Raw genomic sequence first — 19,752 nt, 5'->3', positions numbered from 1 at the left:
CTCCTCAGAGCCCGTACACCCGCTCGGCGTTGTGCACGCCGATCATGTCGACGATCCGGATGGCGTCGGCCTCGGTACAGTCACCTGCACGCACCCACTCACCGAGGATCAGTCCCATGGAGCGCCGCCAGAGCACGGACCCCAGCACGTGCAATTCGGGCGGCCCGAAGGCGTCCGACGAGTAGAGCTGCTTGGCGAACGGCGCGGTCTCGAGTGCTTCGGCGACCAACCCCGTGGACCGCACGCCGAGGTAGTTGATGGCCAGGCCCACGTCGAAGTTGACGTGGTCGAAGGCCTGCGCGAGGTAACCCGCCTGACGCTGAAACGGGTAGCAGTGCAGCAGCAGTACCGGGACCGGGAGCATCGTGCGCAGCAGTGGTAGCAGCAACATCGGGTCGGTGCGATGCAGGTCGAGATCTCGGTCGCCGAACCCGACGTGCACCTGGATCGGCAACCCGTGCGCTGCGGCCTCGTGCACGCCGAACGCGATCAGCAGTGGGTCGTCGAGCCGCAGCGGCCTCGGCTGGGCGGCCAGGTCCCGTGCCCGCGCGACGACGTCGGCGTCGTCGGGTCGCGACCACTCCACGTCGAAGCCGACGCGGTAGGCGGCAATGGTCTTGGTGCCGACGACATCTGGCGAGTCGGCGGCGGCCTGCAGCGCCGCCCGGAACGCCGCCGGGAAGTCCTCGGCCGACGTGCCGCCCTCCAGCAGGTCCTCGGCGAGCCGTTCCAGCCGCAGGATCTCCGACGACGGCACGCCGCTGAGGTCGGTCAACCGCTCCGGGGTGGTGATGAGGTCGCCCTTGAAGCCGGTGTCGACGATCCAGCGGGACACGCCCGCGGCGGGCAGCATCGCCCTGGCCAACTCGTCGGGCGCGAACTCGCTGCGGCGCGCCCAGTAGTCGTCGGCGCCGGCCAACGCGTCGAGGCCAAGGAGCGGCGCACACCACCGGCGGATGGAAAGGCCCAGCGGGGAGTCGAATTGGGTCATGAAGGCGGGCACCGGATCGGTCGAGCCCTCGTTGATCGCTGCCTCGAACCCGGCCCGGTCGACCGGCTGGTCGTACGCGCCGTGCACGTGGTGGTCGATCAGCGTGACGCGACGCAGATGGTCGGCGAGTTCGTCGGGGACGTCCACCCCGCCGAACACGTCCTGCAACTCACCAGCCGGCATACTTCGCGACCTCCTCGGCGTCGACTCGTCCCGCCGCGGCATCGGCGATCGCGGCGCCGAGGATCTCCGCGCCGCGGACCGCCTCGGCCTCGGTCAGCACCAGCGGTGGCGTGATCTCCAAGACGTTGCCGCCGACGTAGTACACGACGGCACCCAACTCCCACGCACGGTAGACCACCTGCGCGGCCAGTCGCGGATCCCGGTCCCCGGTCGCGGGATCGACGAGTTCTACACCGATCGCCAGGCCGCGCCCGCGGACGTCGCCGATGCGGTCGGCACCGGGGGAGCCGGCCAGGTCGCGCAGCGCATTCGACAGCAGCGCACCGACTTCCGCCGCGCGGTCGGCCAGCTGATCTCCGACGATGGTCGCCAGCACCGCACGCCCGGCCGCCGCGCAGACGGGGTTGCCCGCGGTGGTCAGCAGCGCCGCGGCCGGAGGGTGGTCGAGAATCTCCGCCGGGCCGACCGCCGCCGACAGAGGCAAGCCACCGCCGAGCACCTTGCCGAACGTGACTATCTCTGGAACGACGCCGTCGTGCTCGAACGCGTGCAGCGTGCCGGGCCGACCGAGGCCCATCTTGACCTCGTCGCAGATCATCGGGACGCCGTGCGCGCGGCACAGGTCGTGCAGGCGCGCCAGGAACCCGTCGGGCGGGACGACCAGGCCGCCGTCGGACAGGATCGGCTCCACGATCAGGCAGGCGATCGATCCGGTGAGCAGCGCCTGCTCGGCCAGGCCGAGGCAGGCGCTCGCGTCCTCCTCGACGTTCCCTCCGCGACCCTCCCCGTCGCTTCGCTCGCCCCGAGAAGGCCGAAACGGGTTGGGATACGGAATGAACACCGCGTCCGGGTCGGCAGGCACGCCGGCGTCGACGTGCACGCCGGAGACGCCCATCGCGACGCCGACGCCACCGTGGTAGCTGTGCTCGAACGCCAGGACCGTGCGCCGCCCGGTCGCGTGCCGACACGCCCGCAGCGCAACGTCGTTCGCATCCGATCCCGCATGCCCCAGGTACACCCGCCGCTCGCCGGTGCCCGGCACCAGCGCCAGCAGATCCTCGGCCAGCCCCACCGAGTCGGGGTGGACGGCGGACAGCCCGCCCGAACCCGGGGCGGTGCGTACCGCCCTGCTCACGGCCTCGACGATGGCCGGATGAGCGTGGCCCAAGCCGGACGCGGTCCACGTCGCAGACAGATCCAGCAGCTCACGCCCGTCCGGGGTGACGAGCGTCGACCCGTGCCCCGAGACGACTTCGAGCGGGAAGAAGCGGAGCTTCTCGATGCCCGCGACGGCCGCCGCATCGCGGGCGTAGAGCGTGCTCACCTACGTGCCGCGGGTCCGTCGTCGGCGGCGGCAGCGGCCGTCAGGTCCAGTTCGCGGCTCAACGACTCGCCGACGCGCTTGGCGATGCGTGACGCGGCGATCGCGATCACCAGTCCGATCAGGCACCAGTAGATGCCGAGCAGGGGTGCAGCCGACCACGTTTCGGCGCCCTTGACGTTGAACCAGAGCACCACCGCGATCACGACGGCGCCCAGGATCGGCAAGGCGAGTCCGAGCACCTTGCCCTTGCCGCCGTGAATCCGGGCGAACTTAGGGGCGCTGGTGAACCAGGCGGCGGCGAGTTCCACCAGCAGGTAGCAGACCATCAGGCACACCGAGCCTGCGACGGCGAACAGGAAGTACGTGTCGATCGCGGGGTTGCCGGTGCCCATGTCGGGCCACTTCAGTGCGCCGCAGACGAGATCGACCACCAGCGCGACGGCGACCACCAGCCACGTGGCCGTACGGGGACCGCCGGTGCCCTCGTGGATCTGAGCCAGCGCCTTCGGGCCGAACCCGTCGCGGCCGAACGCGTAGAGCATCCGTCCCGACGTCGCCGACGTGGCCAGGTGGCAGCCGAACGCCGACACGATCGCGGTGAAGATGATCAGCAGGCTGAACCACTGGCCCACATAGCTACCGCCCAAGTCGCCCAACGTGTTTCCCGATCCCCCGAACGCCTCGAGGCCCGCCGCATCTGTTCCGAAGCCGACGACCTGAGCGAACATCACCACGACGAACAGCACGCCGGTCAGGATCAGCGTTCCCGCGAGCGCGCGGGGGATGTTGCGGCCCGGGTCGTCGGTCTCCTCGCCCATCGAGGCGCACGCCTCGAAGCCGGCCCAGGAGAGGAACGCCGCCACGACGCCGCTGATCACCGCGGAGGCGGGAACTCCGTCGAACGTGAAGACGCTGAAGTCGATGCCGGTCGTCGGCGCCCCACCCTTGGCGAAGATCACGACGACGAGGACCAACATCGCCACGATGCCGATGCCCTCGATGACGAGCAGGATCTTGCCCAACAGCCGGACGTCACGGCCGGACAGCAGGAACGAGATGACCGCCCCCACCGCCACGACGGCCAGCCACGGCAGCTGGTAGGGGTCTTCGTTGCCCGGCTGCAACGCGGCGACGAACGCATTCACGAACGCCGCAGTCAGGGCCAGGGTGCCGATGGAGAAACCCACGTAGGCGCCGAGCATCGCGAAACCCGAGAAGAACCCGGCCCGCGGCCCGATGGTCCCGCCGACGAGGCCGTAGGCCGACCCGGCGTGGTTGAGGTGACGGGTCAGCCGGACGAAGCTGTAGCCCACCAGCGACACCCCGATCAGGCCGATCAGGAAGACCAGCGGAATCGCCTTGCCCACCGTGGCGATCAGGCCCTGCCCGTTGCCGGACATCGCCAGGGTCGGGCCCACCAGGGCGACCGACATTGCCAGCGCGACCCAGAACGGCAGTCGTCGGTGGGGGAGTTGGTCGGCTCCCAGCGGTTGGTCGGCCGACACGTTGGTACTCACAGATGTCTCCTTCTGAGGTGGGTCAGCAGCTCCACGCGAGGCGCAGAGCCGCGGTGGTCTCGGCAGGCGACAGGTCGCCGAAAGTGGCTATCTCGTAACGACGTACGGCGACCAGCGCGCCGACGATCTCGGGGGTGAGCAGTTCGGCCGCCGTCGCGGAGTGCTCGATCGCGTCGATGACGGCGGTCTGCTCCGTATCCAGCGGTGGCGGTGCCGTCGCGACGTTGGAGGGATTGTCGGCGACCTCGTCGGGTAGCTCGAGCGAGCGGTCGATGCCGCGCAGTGCGCTGCCGAGGAACGCCGCGGCCGCCAGGTACGGATTGGCGCTCGGGTCGATGAGCTTGAGTTCGGCGTTCGCACCGTGCGGGCTGCCGGGCGTCGCGGCGATGAAGCGCACCGCTGCCTCGCGGTTCTCCAGTCCCCAACACGCCGTCGCGCCTGCCCAGTTGCCCGGCTTGAGGCGCAGCGCCGAGACCGCCGAACCGGCATAGACCCCGATCAGGTCCGGCAGGGCATCGATGACGCCTGCGATCGCCGACTTGCCTGCCGCACGCAGGCCGTACGGACCGTCGCCCCCGGAGAACAGCGGCCCCTCAGCGTCGGCCAGGGACAGGTGCAGGTGCGCCCCGTTGCCTGCCGCGCCCTCGAAGGGCACGGGGGAGAACGATATTCGCAGACCGTGACGCGCTGCGGTGCGCCCGAGCACGATGCGGGTGAGGATCACCGAGTCGGCGGTGGCGACGGCGGTGTCGGGTGCCAGCGACACCTCGAGCTGGTCGTGGCCGTACTCGGTGTGGATCTGCTCGATGCTCAGCCCGGCGCGCTCCGCAGTGGTCGCGAGGTCCACCAGGAACGCCGAGCGGTCCAGCGACGTGCGGATGCCGTACGGCGACCACGGCTCGGTCGTGGCTGGTCCGCCGTCGGCCGCGAGCATCGTGCACTCGAGTTCGCCGCCAACGCGGACCGTCAGCCCGCGCTCGGCGGCCGCGGCCTCGGTGCGCGCGAGCAGGGACCGCGCGCACAGTGCTGCCGGCGTGCCCTGCTGCTCGGTGAGATTGCCTGGCGCCCAGGCCAGCCCGTCGTCGATCAACCGCACGTCGGCCGGGTCGATGCGGATGCGCAGGTCACCGGCGACGCCGATGGTCGGCGTGAACGCGATGCCGGTGTCGACGCAGAAGACGCTCCAGGACGGCGAGACGCCCATGCCGCTGCGGTGGAAGTCGCCGAGCCGACGCAGCGGGACGTACTTGCCGCGGGTCACCCCGGCGGGATCGGTCACCGAACCCACGACGAGTTCGACGCCGTGGCCGCGCAGTTCCTCGATCCTGTCCTCGATCGACACCTGACCGTCACCGGCCTCGCCAACTGGCATTCGACACCCTTCCGCGCAGTGGATCGCAACGTAAGTCTGCGTGAAAGCTATGTCATGAATGTTTCAGAATGTTTAAATTCGGCGGATTAAGATTGATTCGTTAAATCTCGGACCGGAGGATGCCCCTATGTGTCGACTGCTGGGTGTCGTGTCCTCGTCTCCGATCTCCGTCGTCGACGCCGTCGGAGGCGAGGTGCTCGACGACTTCCTCGCGCTGACCAAGGTCCACGGCGACGGCTGGGGTGCGGCGTTCCTGGGCCGGACCGCAGGGGCCGAACCGGAGGCAATCGTCTCGGCAGGCAGCGCGTTGCACGACATGGAATTCGCCGCGGCGACGGGTGAGCGGCGATCGGCCGCCGCGATGGTTCACCTGCGCTGGGCGACCAATGGTCTTGCCGTGCAGCCGCAGAACTCCCACCCCTTCGTCGCCGACGGCATCGCCATGGCGCACAACGGCTCGATCAAGCCCATGGGCCCCCTCGAGGAACTCCTCGATCCGGGCGTGGCGGCGTCGCTAAAGGGCACCACCGACAGCGAGCGCTACTTCGGCTTGATCCGCCAGTGTCGCCGCGACGCGCCGACTCTCGCCGAGGCCGTCCGCCGCGCAGTGGCGCGACTGCGCGAGATCTACCCCGACGCGAGCCTCAACGCGCTGCTGCTCGGCGAGGACCAGCTGATCGTGGTGCACGCCCACGCCCACAGCCGGCTGCTCGACGAGGACATCGAGGAGATCACCGCCGCGGAGCTGCCCGCCGAGCACCTCGAGGACTACTTCGCGCTGCGGGTGGCCCGTCCCACGCCCGAGACCCTGGTGGTCGGGTCGACCGGCTTCGGCGATCTGGCCTGGGAACCGCTGCCGCCGGAGTGCGTCACCGCGATCGCACTGAGCGACCTGTCGATGACGCAGCATTCCCTCGTGGAAGATTGACCGCGATGTCCGAGGAGAGCGTGGCCGCGCGTGCCAGCGCCGCGCTCTCGTCGCTCAGCAAGGCCGAGCGCCGGGTGGGGCGGGCGCTGCTCGCCGACTACCCGAGCGCCGGGCTGGCCAGTGCCGCACGGCTTGCCGAGCGCGCCGACGTCAGCCCACCCACGGTGCTGCGGTTCGCCCAGTCGCTCGGCTACGACGGCTTCGCAGGCCTGCAGGTCGCGTTGCGCGCGGAGCTGACCGCCCAGTCCAGCGGTCCGATCACGCGCCTGCCGGACGCACCCGCGGCTGGTGGTTTGCTCGACCGCCTGCTGCGACAGGCCCGCGGACAGAACGACCGCGCGCTAGAGACACTCGCGATGCTGCCCGAGCCGGCGCTCGACGCCGCGGTGGCCCTGCTGTCGGACGCCGGGCGTCCCGTGCACCTGCACGGCGGACGGTTCTCGCACCTGTTGGCCGCTCACCTGGCCGCCCACCTCGAGCAGCTGCGGCCGGGGGTGCGGTTGCTGACCGATCCGCGCGGGCGCGACCTCGGCTCGATGATGGAGCTGACCCGCCGCGACGTCGTCGTGCTGTTCGACTACCACCGATACCAGCGCAGCGCCGCAGATCTCGCCGCAGCAGTGCATCGTGCAGGCGCGACCGTGGTGCTGATCACCGACGATCTGGCCTGCCCGGTGGCGCCCGACGCCGAGGTGGTGCTGGCGGCGTCGAGCACCGTCGGCACGGTGTACCAGAGCATGGCCGCGGGCTTCCTGCTCACGGAGTTGCTGATCCCCCTGGTCATGGACGCCATCGGCGAACCGGCCCGCACCCGGATGGCGCTGTGGGAGCAGCAGCGCCGCGCCGAACTGCTGCCCTGAGCTGACCGGCACCGTCGCGGCGGGTCGTCACGGCTCGCATTGCTTACCCTGTTGGGATGGCTGGAGGGACGAAGCGGTTACCGCGCGCGGTGCGTGAGCAGCAGATGCTCGACGCCGCGGTGCAGATGTTCAGCATCAACGGCTATCACGAGACGTCGATGGACGCGATCGCCGCACAGGCCGAGATCTCCAAGCCGATGCTGTACCTGTACTACGGCTCCAAGGAGGAGCTGTTCGGTGCCTGCCTGGATCGTGAGCTGGCGCGTTTCGTCGAGACGGTGCGCGCAGGCATCGACTTCACCCAACCCGCCAGGGACCTGCTCCGTACGGCGGTGGTGGCCTTCCTGAGCTACATCGACGAGAACCGGGCGTCGTGGATCGTGCTCTACACCCAGGCCACCAGCTCGCAGGCGTTCGCTCACACCGTGCGCGAGGGCCGCGAGCGCATGATCGACCTGGTCGGCAGGCTGCTACTGTCCGGCACGCGCCACCCCGACCCCGACATGGACTTCGACATGATGGCCGTCGCGCTGGTGGGTGCGGGCGAGGCCGTCGCCAACCGGGTCAGCACCGGGGACACCGACGTCCACGACGCCGCGGAGCTGATGATCAACCTGTTCTGGCGCGGGCTCAAGGGTAGGCCCAGCGACCACGCGCACTAGAGCGGGTCGAGCGTGCCCGTGAGGTGTGGATAGCCCTTGCCGAGGTGGCGCAGCGTCAGCTCCCACGCGTCGCCGCTGCGGTCGACGTACAACCCGGCGCTGGCGGGCAGCGTGATCGGCTTGCCGAACCGCACCGAGTACTTCACCGCGTCGGGCACCTGCGCCTCGACGTTGCCGAGAACGGCTGCGGCACTGAACATCCCGTGTGCGATCGCCGTCGGGAAGCCGAACAGCTTGGCGCCGATGGAGCTGGTGTGGATCGGGTTGTGGTCACCGCTGACCGACGCGTAGTGCCGGATCTGGGCGGGGGTGATCTTCAGGATCGCGTTGGGCGGCGGCAGCTTCGGTTGCTTCTTGGGTTCGGTGCGCGGCTCGTCGGACAGGCTGGTCTTCTGCTGGTGCAGGAACGTGGTGACCTGGTGCCACACGTTGTCGTTGCCGACGTTGACGTCGGTGATCACGTCGACCAGCAGGCCCTTGCGGTGCTCGCGCAGGTTCTCCGCGTGGACGGTCACGTCGACGACGTCGGTCACCGCGATCGGCCGGTACTGCGTGATGTGATTCTCCACGTGCACCGAACCCATTGCGGCAAACGGGAAGTCGAAGCCACTGACCAGTGACATGACCGACGGGAACGTCAGCGCGAACGGATAGGTGAGCGGCACGGTGTCACCGAACCGCAGACCCGTCACGTTCGCGTACGCGGCGACGTTGGCACCGTCGATCGCCAGGCCCTCGACGTTCACCGTCCTGGTCGGCAGCGTGTCGCCGCGCCGGACGAGTGGCAGGGCGCCCGCTGCCGCGCGAACCATGTTGGCGAGCCCGCTGGGCTGTTCCGTGGGGGTCATGCGCCGAGCCACGCCTGGCCGCACACCCGAATCGTGTTGCCGGTGACGGCATTCGACGCGGGGCTCGCAAAGTACGCGATGGCCTCGGCGACGTCGACCGGCTTGCCGCCCTGGAACAGCGAGTTGAGCCGACGGCCGACCTCGCGCGTTGCGAGCGGGATCGCGTCGGTCATCTTGGTCTCGATGAACCCGGGGGCGACGGCGTTGATGGTGATGCCCTTCTCGGCCAGCACGGGTGCCAGCGCCTGGGTCATGCCGATCATGCCGGCCTTGGTGGCGGCGTAGTTGGTCTGGCCGCGGTTGCCCGCGATGCCCGCCATCGACGACAGTCCGACGATGCGGCCACCCTCGCCGATCGCACCCTTCTCGACGAGCCCCTCCGCGAGGCGCTGCGGCGCAAGCAGATTCACTGCGAGCACCGAATCCCAGCGGGCGTCGTCCATGTTCGCCAGCAGCTTGTCGCGGGTAATGCCTGCGTTGTTGACCAGGACGTCGGCCTTGCCGTCATAGTGCTCGCGCAGGTGCTCGACGATCCGGTCGACGGCGTCGGGGGCGGTGACGTCGAGCGTCAACGCGGTACCGCCGACCTTCGTCGCCGTCTCGGCCAGCGCCTCGGCGGCCTGCTCGACGTCGATCGCCACGACCTTGGCGCCGTCGCGTGCGAACACCTTGGCGATCTCGGCGCCGATGCCGCGCGCCGCGCCGGTGACCAGTGCCACCTTGCCCGCCAGCGGCTTGTCCCAGTCGGCGGGCGGCGTGGAATCGGCGCCGCCGACGTAGAACACCTGACCGTCGACGTAGGCCGACTTGGCCGAGAGCAGGAAGCGGACGGTCGACTCGAGGCCGCTCACGTCGGGCTTGGCGTCGGCCGACAGGTACACCAGGCCGACGGTCGCGCCGTGCTGAAGTTCCTTGCCGAGCGACCGGGTGAAGCCCTCGAGTGCGCGCTGGGCGATGCGCTCGTCGACCCCTGCGGCCTCTTCCGGGGTGGTGCCGATGACGACGACGCGTCCGCTCGGGCCGAGGTTGCGCAGGACGGGGGTGAAGAACTCGTGCAGGGCCTTGAGCCCCTCGGGGGTGGTGATGCCCGTGGCGTCGAACACCAGCCCGCCGAACTTGTCGGCCCAGCGTCCGCCGATGTTGTTGCTCACGACCTCGTAGTCGTCGGCCAGGGCGGCGCGCAGGGGTTCGGTCACCCGGCCCTCGCCGCCGATCAGGAGGGATCCGGCCAGTGCCGGCTCACCTGCCTTGTAGCGTCGCAACTCCTCGGGCTGCGGTACGCCGAGTTGCTTGGCCAGGAACGAACCGGGCCCTGAGTTGACCACTTGGGAGAACAGGTCGCTAGCCACTTCGCTGAACCTTTCGAATGGACGTGCGTGAGGAATGCTCGGTCTCGAGCACCGAACTTACTCCTGAGTAATAACGGTGGGTAGTATGACCCTCGACACCTCTGATGACCCGCGCCATTCAGAACCAAACCGAACTCATGGAACTAGCGAGGTAGACGTGGCAGAGAACAAGACCGCCCGGCGAGTAGCCATTCTCGGCGGCAATCGCATTCCGTTCGCCCGTTCCGACGGTGCTTACGCCAACGCCTCCAACCAGGACATGTTCACCGCCGTCCTGGGTGGACTCATCGACCGCTTCCACCTCGAGGGCGAGCGCCTCGGCGCCGTCGTCGGTGGTGCGGTGCTCAAGCACAGCCGCGACTTCAACCTGATGCGCGAGTGCGTGCTGGGCTCGGCGCTCAACCCACACACGCCGGCCTACGACCTGCAGCAGGCGTGTGGCACCGGCCTGCAGTCGACGATCGCGGTGGCCAACGGCATCGCGCTCGGCCAGTACGACTCCGGCGCGGCCGGTGGCGTCGACACCACCTCGGATGCGCCGATCGCCTTCGGCGACGACCTGCGCCGCGTGCTGCTGGGCCTGCGCCGCGCCAAGTCGAACGTCGACCGGCTCAAGCTCGTCGGCAAGCTGCCCGCCGCCGTCGGCGTCGAGATCCCCACCAACGGCGAACCCCGCACCGGCCTGTCGATGGGCGAGCACGCCGCCATCACCGCCAAGGAGATGGGCGTCAAGCGCGTCGACCAGGACGAACTGGCCGCCGCCAGCCACCAGAACATGGCCGCCGCCTACGACCGGGGCTTCTTCGACGACCTGGTCACGCCGTTCCTGGGGCTCTACCGCGACAACAACCTGCGTGCCGACTCGTCGGCCGAGAAGCTCGCCAAACTCAAGCCGGTGTTCGGCGTCAAGAACGGCGACGCGACGATGACCGCGGGCAACTCGACGCCGCTGACCGACGGGGCATCGGTGACACTGCTGTCGACCGAGGAGTGGGCGGCCGAGCGCAACCTGCCCGTCCTGGCCTACTTCGTCGACGGCGAGACCGCTGCGGTCGACTACGTCAACGGCCCCGACGGTCTGCTGATGGCGCCCACGTACGCGGTGCCGCGTCTGCTGGCCCGCAACGGCCTCACGCTGCAGGACTTCGACTACTACGAGATCCACGAGGCTTTCGCGTCGGTGGTGCTGGCGACGCTCGCCGCGTGGGAGTCCGACGAGTACTGCAAGGGCCGCCTCGGCCTGGACGCGGCATTGGGGAGCATCGACCGCTCGAAGCTCAACGTCAACGGCTCGTCACTGGCGGCTGGGCACCCGTTCGCCGCCACCGGTGGCCGGATCGTCGCGCAGCTCGCGAAGCAGCTGGCGGAGAAGAAGAAGGAGACTGGGCAGCCCGTGCGCGGTCTGATCTCGATCTGCGCGGCCGGCGGCCAGGGCGTCACCGCCATCCTCGAGGCCTAGGAAGAAAAGTCGGAAAAAACTTCCGAGGGTCTGTAACGCCCACGGAAGACGTACCGATGTACCTGATAGCTCCGTGTTGCCGTCTGACCCCCCGACCCGACGGCAACACGGGGCACTTATCTTTTCCGGGCCCGTTCTCCAGGTGGCTCAGTCCACCGTGAACGGCGTGCCGACCCGCAGGGTCCCCGGCACCGCCACCGCGACGTACGACCCAGCGCACGGCAGCTCCCCGAAGTCGAACGACTGGACCCGGTTCTCGACCGCCGGGGTCCGCAGTGCCTGCGGTGCCCGGCCGAGTCGGCCGTGTTCGAGGGTCGGCACCACGCAGCGCGGTGTCGGCCCCAGTGCGGTCAGGCGAGCGGAACCCAGCACGAGCGTGCGTCCCGTCCATTCGTTCTCGGTGTAGGGCGGATAGCCGGGCGGCGTCTCGATCACCACGTTGGGCCGGTAGCGCTGCGCTTCGATCCCGATGTGGTTCAGCGTCGCGGTCGTGATCACGTGCAGCGGCGCGAAGTCGACGAACGAGTCACCCGGCGTCGCCTCGGCCAACTCCAGCAGCGGCGCGTCGACCTCCGCGTCCACCCCTTGATCGAGCACCTGGTCCGGGTCGGCGCGCTCCAGCGACGCGCCCTCCTCGCGGCTGTCGGACATGCGAACCCGCCGCGCCAGGAACTCCGACAGCACGTCGTCGACGCCGTCCTCGCCGGCCGTCACCGTCGACCCGTCGGGCAGCGAGATGAGCACGCGGCCGTCGTCCAGGCGGGCACTGCACGTCAGCAGCGTGCGCCACAGCCGGGCCTGCTTGGCGCTGGCCACCCGGCCGGTGACGTCGTCGACGAGCGCCCACTGCCGGTCGCCTCTCGCTCCCCGATCGTCGACGTCGAGGGCGTCGACGGTCTCGCCGAGCATCGACTTCACCGGGTAGCGGTAGAGGCTTCCCACGGACGGCTGCTGGGTGGAACTCATGCACGCACCCTAATTCCCCGCCGGCTGGTCCTTCTTGGCCGTGATCGGGCCCGCGGACGCAGGCGGCTGGAACAGGCTCCCGCCCACGCTGCCGCGCATGGTCCGCACGGTCACCAACCCCCAGGTACACAGCAGACACGCGTACGCCACGCCCGCGGCGACGTGGAACGCCGGCAGCCCGGTGTGCACCGCCAATTGGGTGGTCCCCGTGACGAAGGTGCCGACCGGGAACGTCAGACTCCACCAGGTCAACGCGAACGGCATGCCGCGGCGCATGGTGCGCACCGTCAGGGCGGTGGCCAACGCGATCCACAGCACGGCGAAGCCCCACACCGGTACCCCGAACAGCACCGAGAAGATCGCCATCCCGGTCGCCAGCTCCGGCGGCACCGCGAGTGCGGCTTGGGTGCCCAGCAGGCCGGCCGCGGTGATGCCCTGCCCCAGCGGTCCCAGCACGATCCACAGCGTCGGCACGCGCGCCGTGCCCGACGTCCCGTAGTGCGCGAGTCGGCTCCAGATCATCGAGATGATGATCAGCGCCGCGACCAGTGACAGCCCGAACATCGCGTAGCAGCCGTAGAGCATCGTCTCGCGGCCCGTGCCCGGCGCCATGTGCGGGATGAGCAGCGCGCCGCCTGCCGCGGACACCATCGGCGGCACGACGGGCATGAGCCAGCCGCCGAACGCCGCATCCGGTCCGACGTTGATCTCGGTGAACATCAGGTAGGGGATCGAGATGGCGGTGAAGAGCCCGCCGAGCGTCCCGGTGGTCCACAGCACCCACGCGAGGTCGACGGCCAAGCGCTCGCCGATTAGGTCGTGGCCAACGAGCAGCGCGCCCGCGCCGACCGTCATGAACGCCATCGGTGCGGCGCCGTAGAAGTGCGCCATCTGCGGGTTGTGCACGTGCCCGCGCGCCACCGTCGGGTGTCGGACCCACTGGACGGTCACCGCGACGATCAACACGATCAGCAGGACCGCCGCGACCACCCAGACGCACCGCGAGAAGACGTGCAGCCCGGGGACGTGGATCGGCAGCGTCGCGCCAGCGGTGGCCACGATCCCGGTGCCCATCACCGACGCGAACCAGTTCGGCCCGAAGTTCTGCAGTCGGGCGAGTTCGGTCGTCATGGTTCGATGCTCGGGGGACGATCACGAAGGAGCGTGTGGGTCATGCAGGTCAGTATGTTTGGACAGCTCAAGGATGCGGGCAGCGCATCGCCGATCGACGCGACGATCGAGAACCTGTCGATGCTGCGCGACGAGGGTTTCCGCCGCATCTGGATGAGCCAATTGCCTTACGAGCCAGACCTTCTCGCCATCGTGGCGGTGGCACTGCGTGAGGTCGACACCATCGAGGTGGCCAGCGGTGTGGTGCCGATCCAGAATCAGCACCCGATGCAGATGGCGCAGCGCGCGCTGACGACGAGCCTCGCGTCCGGCGGCCGGTTCACCCTGGGCCTCGGCATGACGCACCAGGCCGTCACCGAGGGCATGTGGGGCATCCCGTGGGACAGGCCGGTGCGCAGGCTCAACGAGTTCCTCGACGGCCTGCTGCCGCTGCTGGCCGGTCAGCCCGCCGACGTCACCGGCGAGATCACCACCACCCGCGGTGCGCTGATGGTCCCCGGCGCGCCGGAGCCCGACGTCTACATCGCGGCCCTCGGTCCGCAGCTGCTGAAGATCGCCGGGCGTCGCACGTCCGGCACCTGCACCTGGATGACGGGGCCCGCGACACTGGCCGGGCACGTCACGCCGACGCTGCGCCAGGCCGCCGCCGACGCGGGCCGGGCCGAGAGCGACGTCCGGGTGGTGGCGGCCCTGCCGATCAGCGTCACCGACGACGTCGACGGCGCGCGCAAGCAGGCTGCCGAGCAGTTCGCGATGTACGGCCAGCTGCCGTCCTACCGGGCGATGCTGGACCGCGAGGGATTCGCCGGTCCCGAGGACGCGGCGATCATCGGCGACGAGGACACCGTGCGCGGCCGGATCGAGGAACTCGAATCTGCCGGGGTCGACGAGTTCGTGGGCGCCGTGTTCGACACGTCGCCCGAAGGCCGGGCACGCACCCGCGCGTTGATGCGTGAGATCGACGGGTAGGCGGGCGAAAACCGGTTCCCTTGCAGCCGCCCATCGCGCAGAATGCCCGGCGTGATCGACGCACCCCTGTTCTGCGGTACCGACCTCGCCCGGCGCATCGAGGCGGCCGAGGCCCAGTTGATCGTGGCCGGCACCGAGGCCGCGCGACGACGTGGTGCCCCGGGTCTCACGCTGCCCGTCGGCGGGGGCCACGGCTGCTTTGCCGAGGACGGGTCGCCGATGAACAAGGTCGTCGGCCTCGGGTTCGGGGGCGTGCCCGATGACTGGGCCGACGTCGAGGCACGGCTCCTTCGGCATGGCCCCGTGCAGGTCGAACTGTCCAACCTCGCCGACCCCGCCGTCGTCGCGCTGCTCTCCGATCGCGGCTACCGGCTCGCTGGCTTCGAGGACGTGTTGGGCCTCGCCCTGCCCGTCGACCCGCCCGGCGTCCGGGCCGACGTGGAGGTACGCCCCACCGTCGCAGGCGAACTCGGTGCCTGGGTCGACGTCGTGGTCGAGGGCTTCGCGCACCCCGACGGCGAGGGCGTGCCGAGCCACGAGGATTTCCCCCGCGACGTCGTCGACCGCGCGATGCGGGACTTCACGGCGGCGGGGGCCGTCGCGTACGTGGCACTCTGCGGCGACGCGGTCGCGGGTGGGGGCAGCGTGCGGATGACCGACGGCATCGCGCAGCTCACCGGCGCGGCGACGGCCCCGGCGTTCCGGCGCCGCGGTGTGCAGGCAGCGCTGCTGGCGGCCCGGCTACGCGACGCCGCCGCGGCGGGCTGCGATCTGGCGGTCGTGACCACCGCACCCGGGTCGACGTCGCAGAAGAACGTGCAGCGCAAGGGTTTCCAGTTGCTCTACACCCGCGCGGTGCTGGTGCTGACGGAGTAGCGCGCCGAGCGTGGGCCTCGTGTACGCCCGAACGCCCATTTGCGTGCATAGGGCCCACACTCGACGGACTTCGTCACAGTAGTAACAGCAGCCACCGGACGGGCCGGCCCACTCGACCCGCGGTTGTCCCATCTGGCCAGCGAATCGGCGGCTGAGCCAGCGGCACCGGGTGATTCGAGTATCGGCCCCGCCAACGGGCGATATAGCAATTCGCTCGTCAGGTGGAACATTCGCGAGTCGAGTCGAGTGCTTCCGCTGGCGACTGGTGTGCCTGTTGGGACTCGGCGGCCTTTCGCCGGCACACCATCTCCAACGCAAAGGGCCCCCGCCGAAGCGGGGGCCCTGAGCGCATGGAGTCTTAGAAGGACGCTTCGTCCAGCTCCATGATCTCGTTGTCGATGTTCTCGAGAACTGCCTTGGTGCTGGTGAGCAGCGGCAGGAAGCTCTTCGCGAAGAACGACGCACCGGCGATCTTGCCCTCGTAGAAGGCGCGGTCGGCACCGGCGCTGCCGGCATCGAGAGCGGCGATCGCGACGGCAGCCTGCTCCTGCAGGAGCCACGCGAGCACCAGGTCGCCGACGCTCATCAGGAACCGGACCGAACCGAGGCCGACCTTGTACAGGCTGCTCGGGTTGGTCTGGGCGTCCATGAGGTAGCCGGTCAGCGTCGCCGCCATGCCCTGCACGTCGGCGAGCGCGGTCGCGAGCAGTTCACGCTCGGCCTTGAGGCGTCCGTTGCCCGACTCGTTCTTGATGAACGTCTCGATCTGGCTGGCCACGTAGCCGAGCGCAACGCCCTTGTCCCGCACGATCTTGCGGAAGAAGAAGTCCTGCGCCTGGATGGCGGTGGTGCCCTCGTAGAGCGAGTCGATCTTGGCGTCGCGGATGTACTGCTCGACCGGGTAGTCCTGCAGGAAGCCGGAACCACCGAAGGTCTGCAGGCTCTCGGTCAGCTTGGCGTACGCCTGCTCCGAACCCACGCCCTTGACGATCGGGAGCAGCAGGTCGTTGACCTTGGAGGCCAGCTCCCCGTCCACCCCGTGCAGCGCGTTGGCGACTGCGTGGTCTTGGAAGGTCGCGGTGTACAGGTACAGCGCGCGCAGGCCCTCGGCGTAGGTCTTCTGCGTCATCAGCGAGCGGCGGACGTCCGGGTGGTGCGTGATGGACACGCGCGGCGCCGTCTTGTCCGTCATCTGGGTCATGTCGGCACCCTGCACGCGGCTCTTGGCGTACTCCAGTGCGTTCAGGTAGCCGGTCGACAGCGTGGCGATGGCCTTGGTGCCCACCATCATTCGGGCCTGCTCGATGACCTCGAACATCTGCGCGATGCCGTCGTGCACCTCGCCGACGAGCCAGCCCTTGGCGGGGACGCCGTGCTGGCCGAGCGACAGCTCGGTGGTGGCGGAGACCTTCAGGCCCATCTTGTGCTCGACGTTGGTGACGAAGGCGCCGTTGCGCTCGCCCGGCTCACCGGTCTCGAAGTCGAACAGGAACTTCGGCACGAAGAACAGCGACAGACCCTTGGTGCCGGGGCCGGCGCCCTCGGGGCGGGCCAGCACCAGGTGCAGGATGTTCTCGCCGAGGTCGTCGGCGTCACCGGAGGTGATGAAGCGCTTGACGCCCTCGATGTGCCACGAGCCGTCGGGCTGCTGGATGGCCTTGGTGCGGCCTGCGCCGACGTCCGAACCGGCATCGGGCTCGGTCAGCACCATGGTCGAGGTCCAGCCGCGCTCGGCAGCCAGGATGGCCCACTTCTTCTGCTCTTCGGTGGCCTGGTTGTAGAAGATGTTCGCGAACCCCGCGCCCATCGCGTACATGTACACGGCCGGGTTGGCGCCGAGGATGTGCTCGACCAGCGCCCACTGCAGCGCGCGAGGCATCGCGACGCCACCGAGTTCCTCGTCCAAGCCGATCTTGTCCCAGCCGCCCTCGGTGACCGCGCGCACCGACTTCTTGAACGGCTCGGGCAGCTTGACCGTGTAAGTCTCGGGGTCGAACACCGGGGGGTTGCGGTCGGAATCGGCGAACGATTCTGCGATCGGGCCCTCGGCCAGGCGGCTCACCTCGGCGAGCATCTCCCGCGCGGTGTCGACGTCGAGGTCGCTGTACGAGCCCTCGCCGAGCGCCTTGTCGAGACCGAAGACCTCGAACAGGTTGAATACCTGGTCACGGACGTTGCTCTTGTAGTGGCTCACGCTGTCTCCTCGATGAGAAATCCATTTGCGGTTGGGTACTTGGTCCTAAGTTACCCACCAGTAACTGCTTACTATACCGCCCGGTAACTTCAACGCAAAGGCCTGACGAGCTAATTTCCGTCGCTCGCTACCGGCGGTAGGCACGGCGACCTGCCCAAACGGTTGGTTGGGCGGACTGACCTGGGCTTTCTCGGGAATGTGATGTCTGCCACGAGCAGGCCTCCGTCGCCACTAGGGTGTGCCAGATGAGGCGTGTGGTGGTCTGGGGTACGGGCAACATGGGAGCGACCGCCATTCGGTCCACGACGGCATTTCCGGGTCTCGAGTTGACCGGCGTCATCACGTCCTCCCCGGACAAGGCGAACCGCGACGCCGGCGACTTCGCGGGCCTCGCCGAACCCACCGGCGTGGCCGTGAGCCTCGACGTCGACGCGGCGCTGCTGACCTGTGACGCCGTCGCCTACATGGCCTCGGGCGACATCCGGCCTGAGGACGCGCTCGCCGACATCGAGCGGTGCCTGCGGGCGGGCAAGGTCGTCGTCACGCCGTCGCTGTACTCGATGTACGACCCCAGGTCCGCGCCCGCGGAGTGGGTCGACAGGTTGACGACCGCCGCCGAGGAGGGCGGTGCCGCACTACTGGTCAGCGGCGTCGACCCGGGCTGGGCCAACGACGCGCTGGCCGTGATGGCGGCCGGTCTCTGCACGCGGATCCGCACCATCCGGTGCCAGGAGATCTTCGACTACTCCACGTACGACCAGCCGTATGCCGTGCGGGTGTCGTGCGGCTTCGGCGGTCTGATGGACGAGACGCCGATGATGCTGCTGCCATCGGTCCCGACGATGGTGTGGGGCGGCAACATCCGGCTGATCGGCCGGGGGCTGGGCCTCGAGATCGACGAGATCACCGAGGAGGTCGAGCGGCTCCCGCTCGAACATCCGGTCGACAACGTCATGGGTCACTTCGAGGAGGGCACCCTGGGCGCGTTCTTCCTCAAGGTGATCGGGTGGTCGGGCGGCAAGCAGCGCGTCGTCGTCGAGCACATCACCCGCATCGACCCGGCGTGCGCGCCGGACTGGCCGCAGCCCGACGAGGGCGTCGGCGACCACCGCGTCATCATCGACGGCGACCCGCAGCTCACGATCGTCACCCGGGCCGACGTGCCCGGCGGTACGCGCGCCGACGGCGGCAACACCACGGCCGCGAACCGCCTCCTCGGCGCCATCGAATGGCTCTCGACGCAGAAGCCGGGCATCTACGACGGACTCGACGTGCCGCTGCACGCGCCGCTGCCCGACGAGGTCGAGGCGACGCGCTGGGCCGACTAGTGGCCCGCGAGGCGCTTGTTCACCCAGCGGGTGAGCCACGCCGGCGAGAACCGCGCACCCGCCGCGAGTGCCTTCGCATGCACGCCCACCGGGAAGTGCACCTGGCGCAGCACCTTGCGCGGTAGCGCGGGATCGACCGCGGCCACGATGCCCGCGGCGATGTCTTCCGCCGTCAACCGGATGCCCAGCGAATCGGTGGTGCCCGTCTTCACGTCACGGGTCATCGCGGTCTGCACGTACAGCGGCCACATGTCGATGACGCGGATGCCGTAGGTGCCCCACTCGAGGTTCAGGGCCTCGGTGATGGCGCGGACGAAGAACTTCGTGGCGCTGTAGTTGGCGAGTTCGGCCTGACCGTAGATCGCCGACGCCGACGAGAGGTTGACGACGACGGAGCCCGGGGTCGACTTCAGGTACGGGAACGCGGCGTGCAGCCCGTTGACCACACCCTTGACGTTGACCTCGATCTCACGATGGTGCACGTCGAGCGCGATCTCCTCAAAGCGCCCGGCGTTGAGCAGGCCCGCGTTGTTGATCAGCACGTCGAGCCGTCCACCCGCCGCCTCGTGGAATTCGCCGAGCCGTTGCGCCACCTCCGCGGCGTCGGTGACGTCGAGGTGGCCGACGACACTGCGACCCCCGAGTGCGGCGACGTCGCGCTCGAGCACCTCGAGCCGGGCCTCGTCGATGTCGTAGGCGCCGACGAGGTAGCCCTGCTTGGCGAACAGCAGCGCCGTCGCCCGGCCGATGCCCGTCGCGCCACCGGTGATGAACACTGACTTCGTCATACGTCTC

The 19,752-nt window shown here is 69.3% G+C and carries 17 protein-coding genes; 7 read left to right on the top strand and 10 right to left on the bottom strand.

What is annotated here, in order from left to right; translation table 11 throughout:
* Positions 1-4: 4 nt before the first annotated feature.
* The 4 genes from G6N61_RS17200 to G6N61_RS17185 are packed head-to-tail and all read right to left on the bottom strand — an operon-like array spanning position 5 to position 5,387.
* On the bottom strand, positions 5-1,174 hold the full coding sequence (locus G6N61_RS17200) for an amidohydrolase family protein (protein ID WP_163919608.1): 1,170 nt from the start codon (positions 1,172-1,174) through the stop codon (positions 5-7).
* Complete coding sequence (locus G6N61_RS17195) at positions 1,161-2,498, bottom strand: aspartate aminotransferase family protein (protein WP_163919607.1); 1,338 nt, start codon at positions 2,496-2,498, stop codon at positions 1,161-1,163. Before G6N61_RS17195 ends, G6N61_RS17200 begins: the two co-directional genes overlap by 14 nt.
* Positions 2,495-4,015, bottom strand: a complete 1,521-nt coding sequence (locus tag G6N61_RS17190) for an APC family permease (RefSeq protein WP_235887158.1) — start codon at positions 4,013-4,015, stop codon at positions 2,495-2,497. The genes G6N61_RS17195 and G6N61_RS17190 overlap by 4 nt, the downstream gene beginning before the upstream one ends.
* A 22-nt stretch (positions 4,016-4,037) precedes the next feature.
* A complete protein-coding gene (locus G6N61_RS17185) occupies positions 4,038-5,387 on the bottom strand; it encodes a type I glutamate--ammonia ligase (protein WP_179973474.1) in 1,350 nt (449 codons plus the stop codon).
* Between the two features lie 127 nt (positions 5,388-5,514).
* On the opposite strand from G6N61_RS17185, the gene G6N61_RS17180 reads away from it, so the two are divergent.
* The 3 genes from G6N61_RS17180 to G6N61_RS17170 are packed head-to-tail and all read left to right on the top strand — an operon-like array spanning position 5,515 to position 7,837.
* Positions 5,515-6,315, top strand: coding sequence for a class II glutamine amidotransferase (locus tag G6N61_RS17180; RefSeq protein WP_163919606.1), 801 nt, complete (start codon positions 5,515-5,517; stop codon positions 6,313-6,315).
* Between the two features lie 5 nt (positions 6,316-6,320).
* Entirely contained in the window at positions 6,321-7,175 is an 855-nt protein-coding gene (locus G6N61_RS17175) for a MurR/RpiR family transcriptional regulator (protein WP_235887156.1), read from the top strand.
* Between the two features lie 56 nt (positions 7,176-7,231).
* Positions 7,232-7,837 carry a TetR/AcrR family transcriptional regulator gene (locus G6N61_RS17170; RefSeq protein WP_163919604.1) on the top strand — a complete coding sequence of 202 codons (606 nt, stop codon included), beginning with the start codon at positions 7,232-7,234 and terminating at the stop codon, positions 7,835-7,837.
* Here the strand turns inward: G6N61_RS17170 and G6N61_RS17165 are convergent.
* Entirely contained in the window at positions 7,834-8,685 is an 852-nt protein-coding gene (locus G6N61_RS17165) for a MaoC/PaaZ C-terminal domain-containing protein (protein WP_163919603.1), read from the bottom strand. The genes G6N61_RS17170 and G6N61_RS17165 overlap by 4 nt on opposite strands.
* Positions 8,682-10,034 (bottom strand): 3-oxoacyl-ACP reductase, encoded by a 1,353-nt coding sequence (locus G6N61_RS17160; protein ID WP_179973473.1) that lies wholly within the window; start codon positions 10,032-10,034, stop codon positions 8,682-8,684. Before G6N61_RS17160 ends, G6N61_RS17165 begins: the two co-directional genes overlap by 4 nt.
* Before the next feature lie 157 nt (positions 10,035-10,191).
* Between G6N61_RS17160 and G6N61_RS17155 the strand changes: the two genes are divergently transcribed.
* Positions 10,192-11,493 (top strand): acetyl-CoA C-acetyltransferase, encoded by a 1,302-nt coding sequence (locus tag G6N61_RS17155; RefSeq protein ID WP_163919602.1) that lies wholly within the window; start codon positions 10,192-10,194, stop codon positions 11,491-11,493.
* A gap of 147 nt (positions 11,494-11,640) precedes the next feature.
* Here the strand turns inward: G6N61_RS17155 and G6N61_RS17150 are convergent, their stop codons facing one another.
* Complete coding sequence (locus tag G6N61_RS17150; RefSeq protein ID WP_163919601.1) at positions 11,641-12,459, bottom strand: MOSC domain-containing protein; 819 nt, start codon at positions 12,457-12,459, stop codon at positions 11,641-11,643.
* Between the two features lie 9 nt (positions 12,460-12,468).
* Entirely contained in the window at positions 12,469-13,590 is a 1,122-nt protein-coding gene (locus tag G6N61_RS17145; protein WP_163919600.1) for a TDT family transporter, read from the bottom strand.
* A 42-nt stretch (positions 13,591-13,632) separates the two neighbouring features.
* On the opposite strand from G6N61_RS17145, the gene G6N61_RS17140 reads away from it, so the two are divergent.
* The gene (locus G6N61_RS17140; protein ID WP_163919599.1) at positions 13,633-14,559 is read left to right on the top strand and encodes a TIGR03564 family F420-dependent LLM class oxidoreductase; all 927 of its coding nucleotides are present in this window, start codon (positions 13,633-13,635) and stop codon (positions 14,557-14,559) included.
* Positions 14,560-14,601: 42 nt separating this feature from the next.
* On the top strand, positions 14,602-15,435 hold the full coding sequence (locus G6N61_RS17135) for a GNAT family N-acetyltransferase (RefSeq protein ID WP_163919598.1): 834 nt from the start codon (positions 14,602-14,604) through the stop codon (positions 15,433-15,435).
* Positions 15,436-15,793: 358 nt separating this feature from the next.
* On the opposite strand, the gene G6N61_RS17130 is transcribed toward G6N61_RS17135, so the two are convergent.
* Positions 15,794-17,629, bottom strand: a complete 1,836-nt coding sequence (locus G6N61_RS17130) for an acyl-CoA dehydrogenase (RefSeq protein ID WP_163919597.1) — start codon at positions 17,627-17,629, stop codon at positions 15,794-15,796.
* A 245-nt stretch (positions 17,630-17,874) separates the two neighbouring features.
* Here G6N61_RS17130 and G6N61_RS17125 point away from each other — a divergent pair, with 245 nt between their 5' ends.
* Positions 17,875-18,957 (top strand): NAD(P)H-dependent amine dehydrogenase family protein, encoded by a 1,083-nt coding sequence (locus tag G6N61_RS17125; protein WP_163919596.1) that lies wholly within the window; start codon positions 17,875-17,877, stop codon positions 18,955-18,957.
* Here G6N61_RS17125 and G6N61_RS17120 read toward each other — a convergent pair.
* A complete protein-coding gene (locus G6N61_RS17120) occupies positions 18,954-19,745 on the bottom strand; it encodes an SDR family oxidoreductase (protein WP_163919595.1) in 792 nt (263 codons plus the stop codon). The genes G6N61_RS17125 and G6N61_RS17120 overlap by 4 nt on opposite strands.
* Positions 19,746-19,752: the final 7 nt, after the last annotated feature.

It is taken from the genome of Mycolicibacterium arabiense (genome assembly GCF_010731815.2).
Lineage (GTDB): Bacteria > Actinomycetota > Actinomycetes > Mycobacteriales > Mycobacteriaceae > Mycobacterium > Mycobacterium arabiense.
This window is presented reverse-complemented; position numbering and strand designations above follow the sequence as displayed.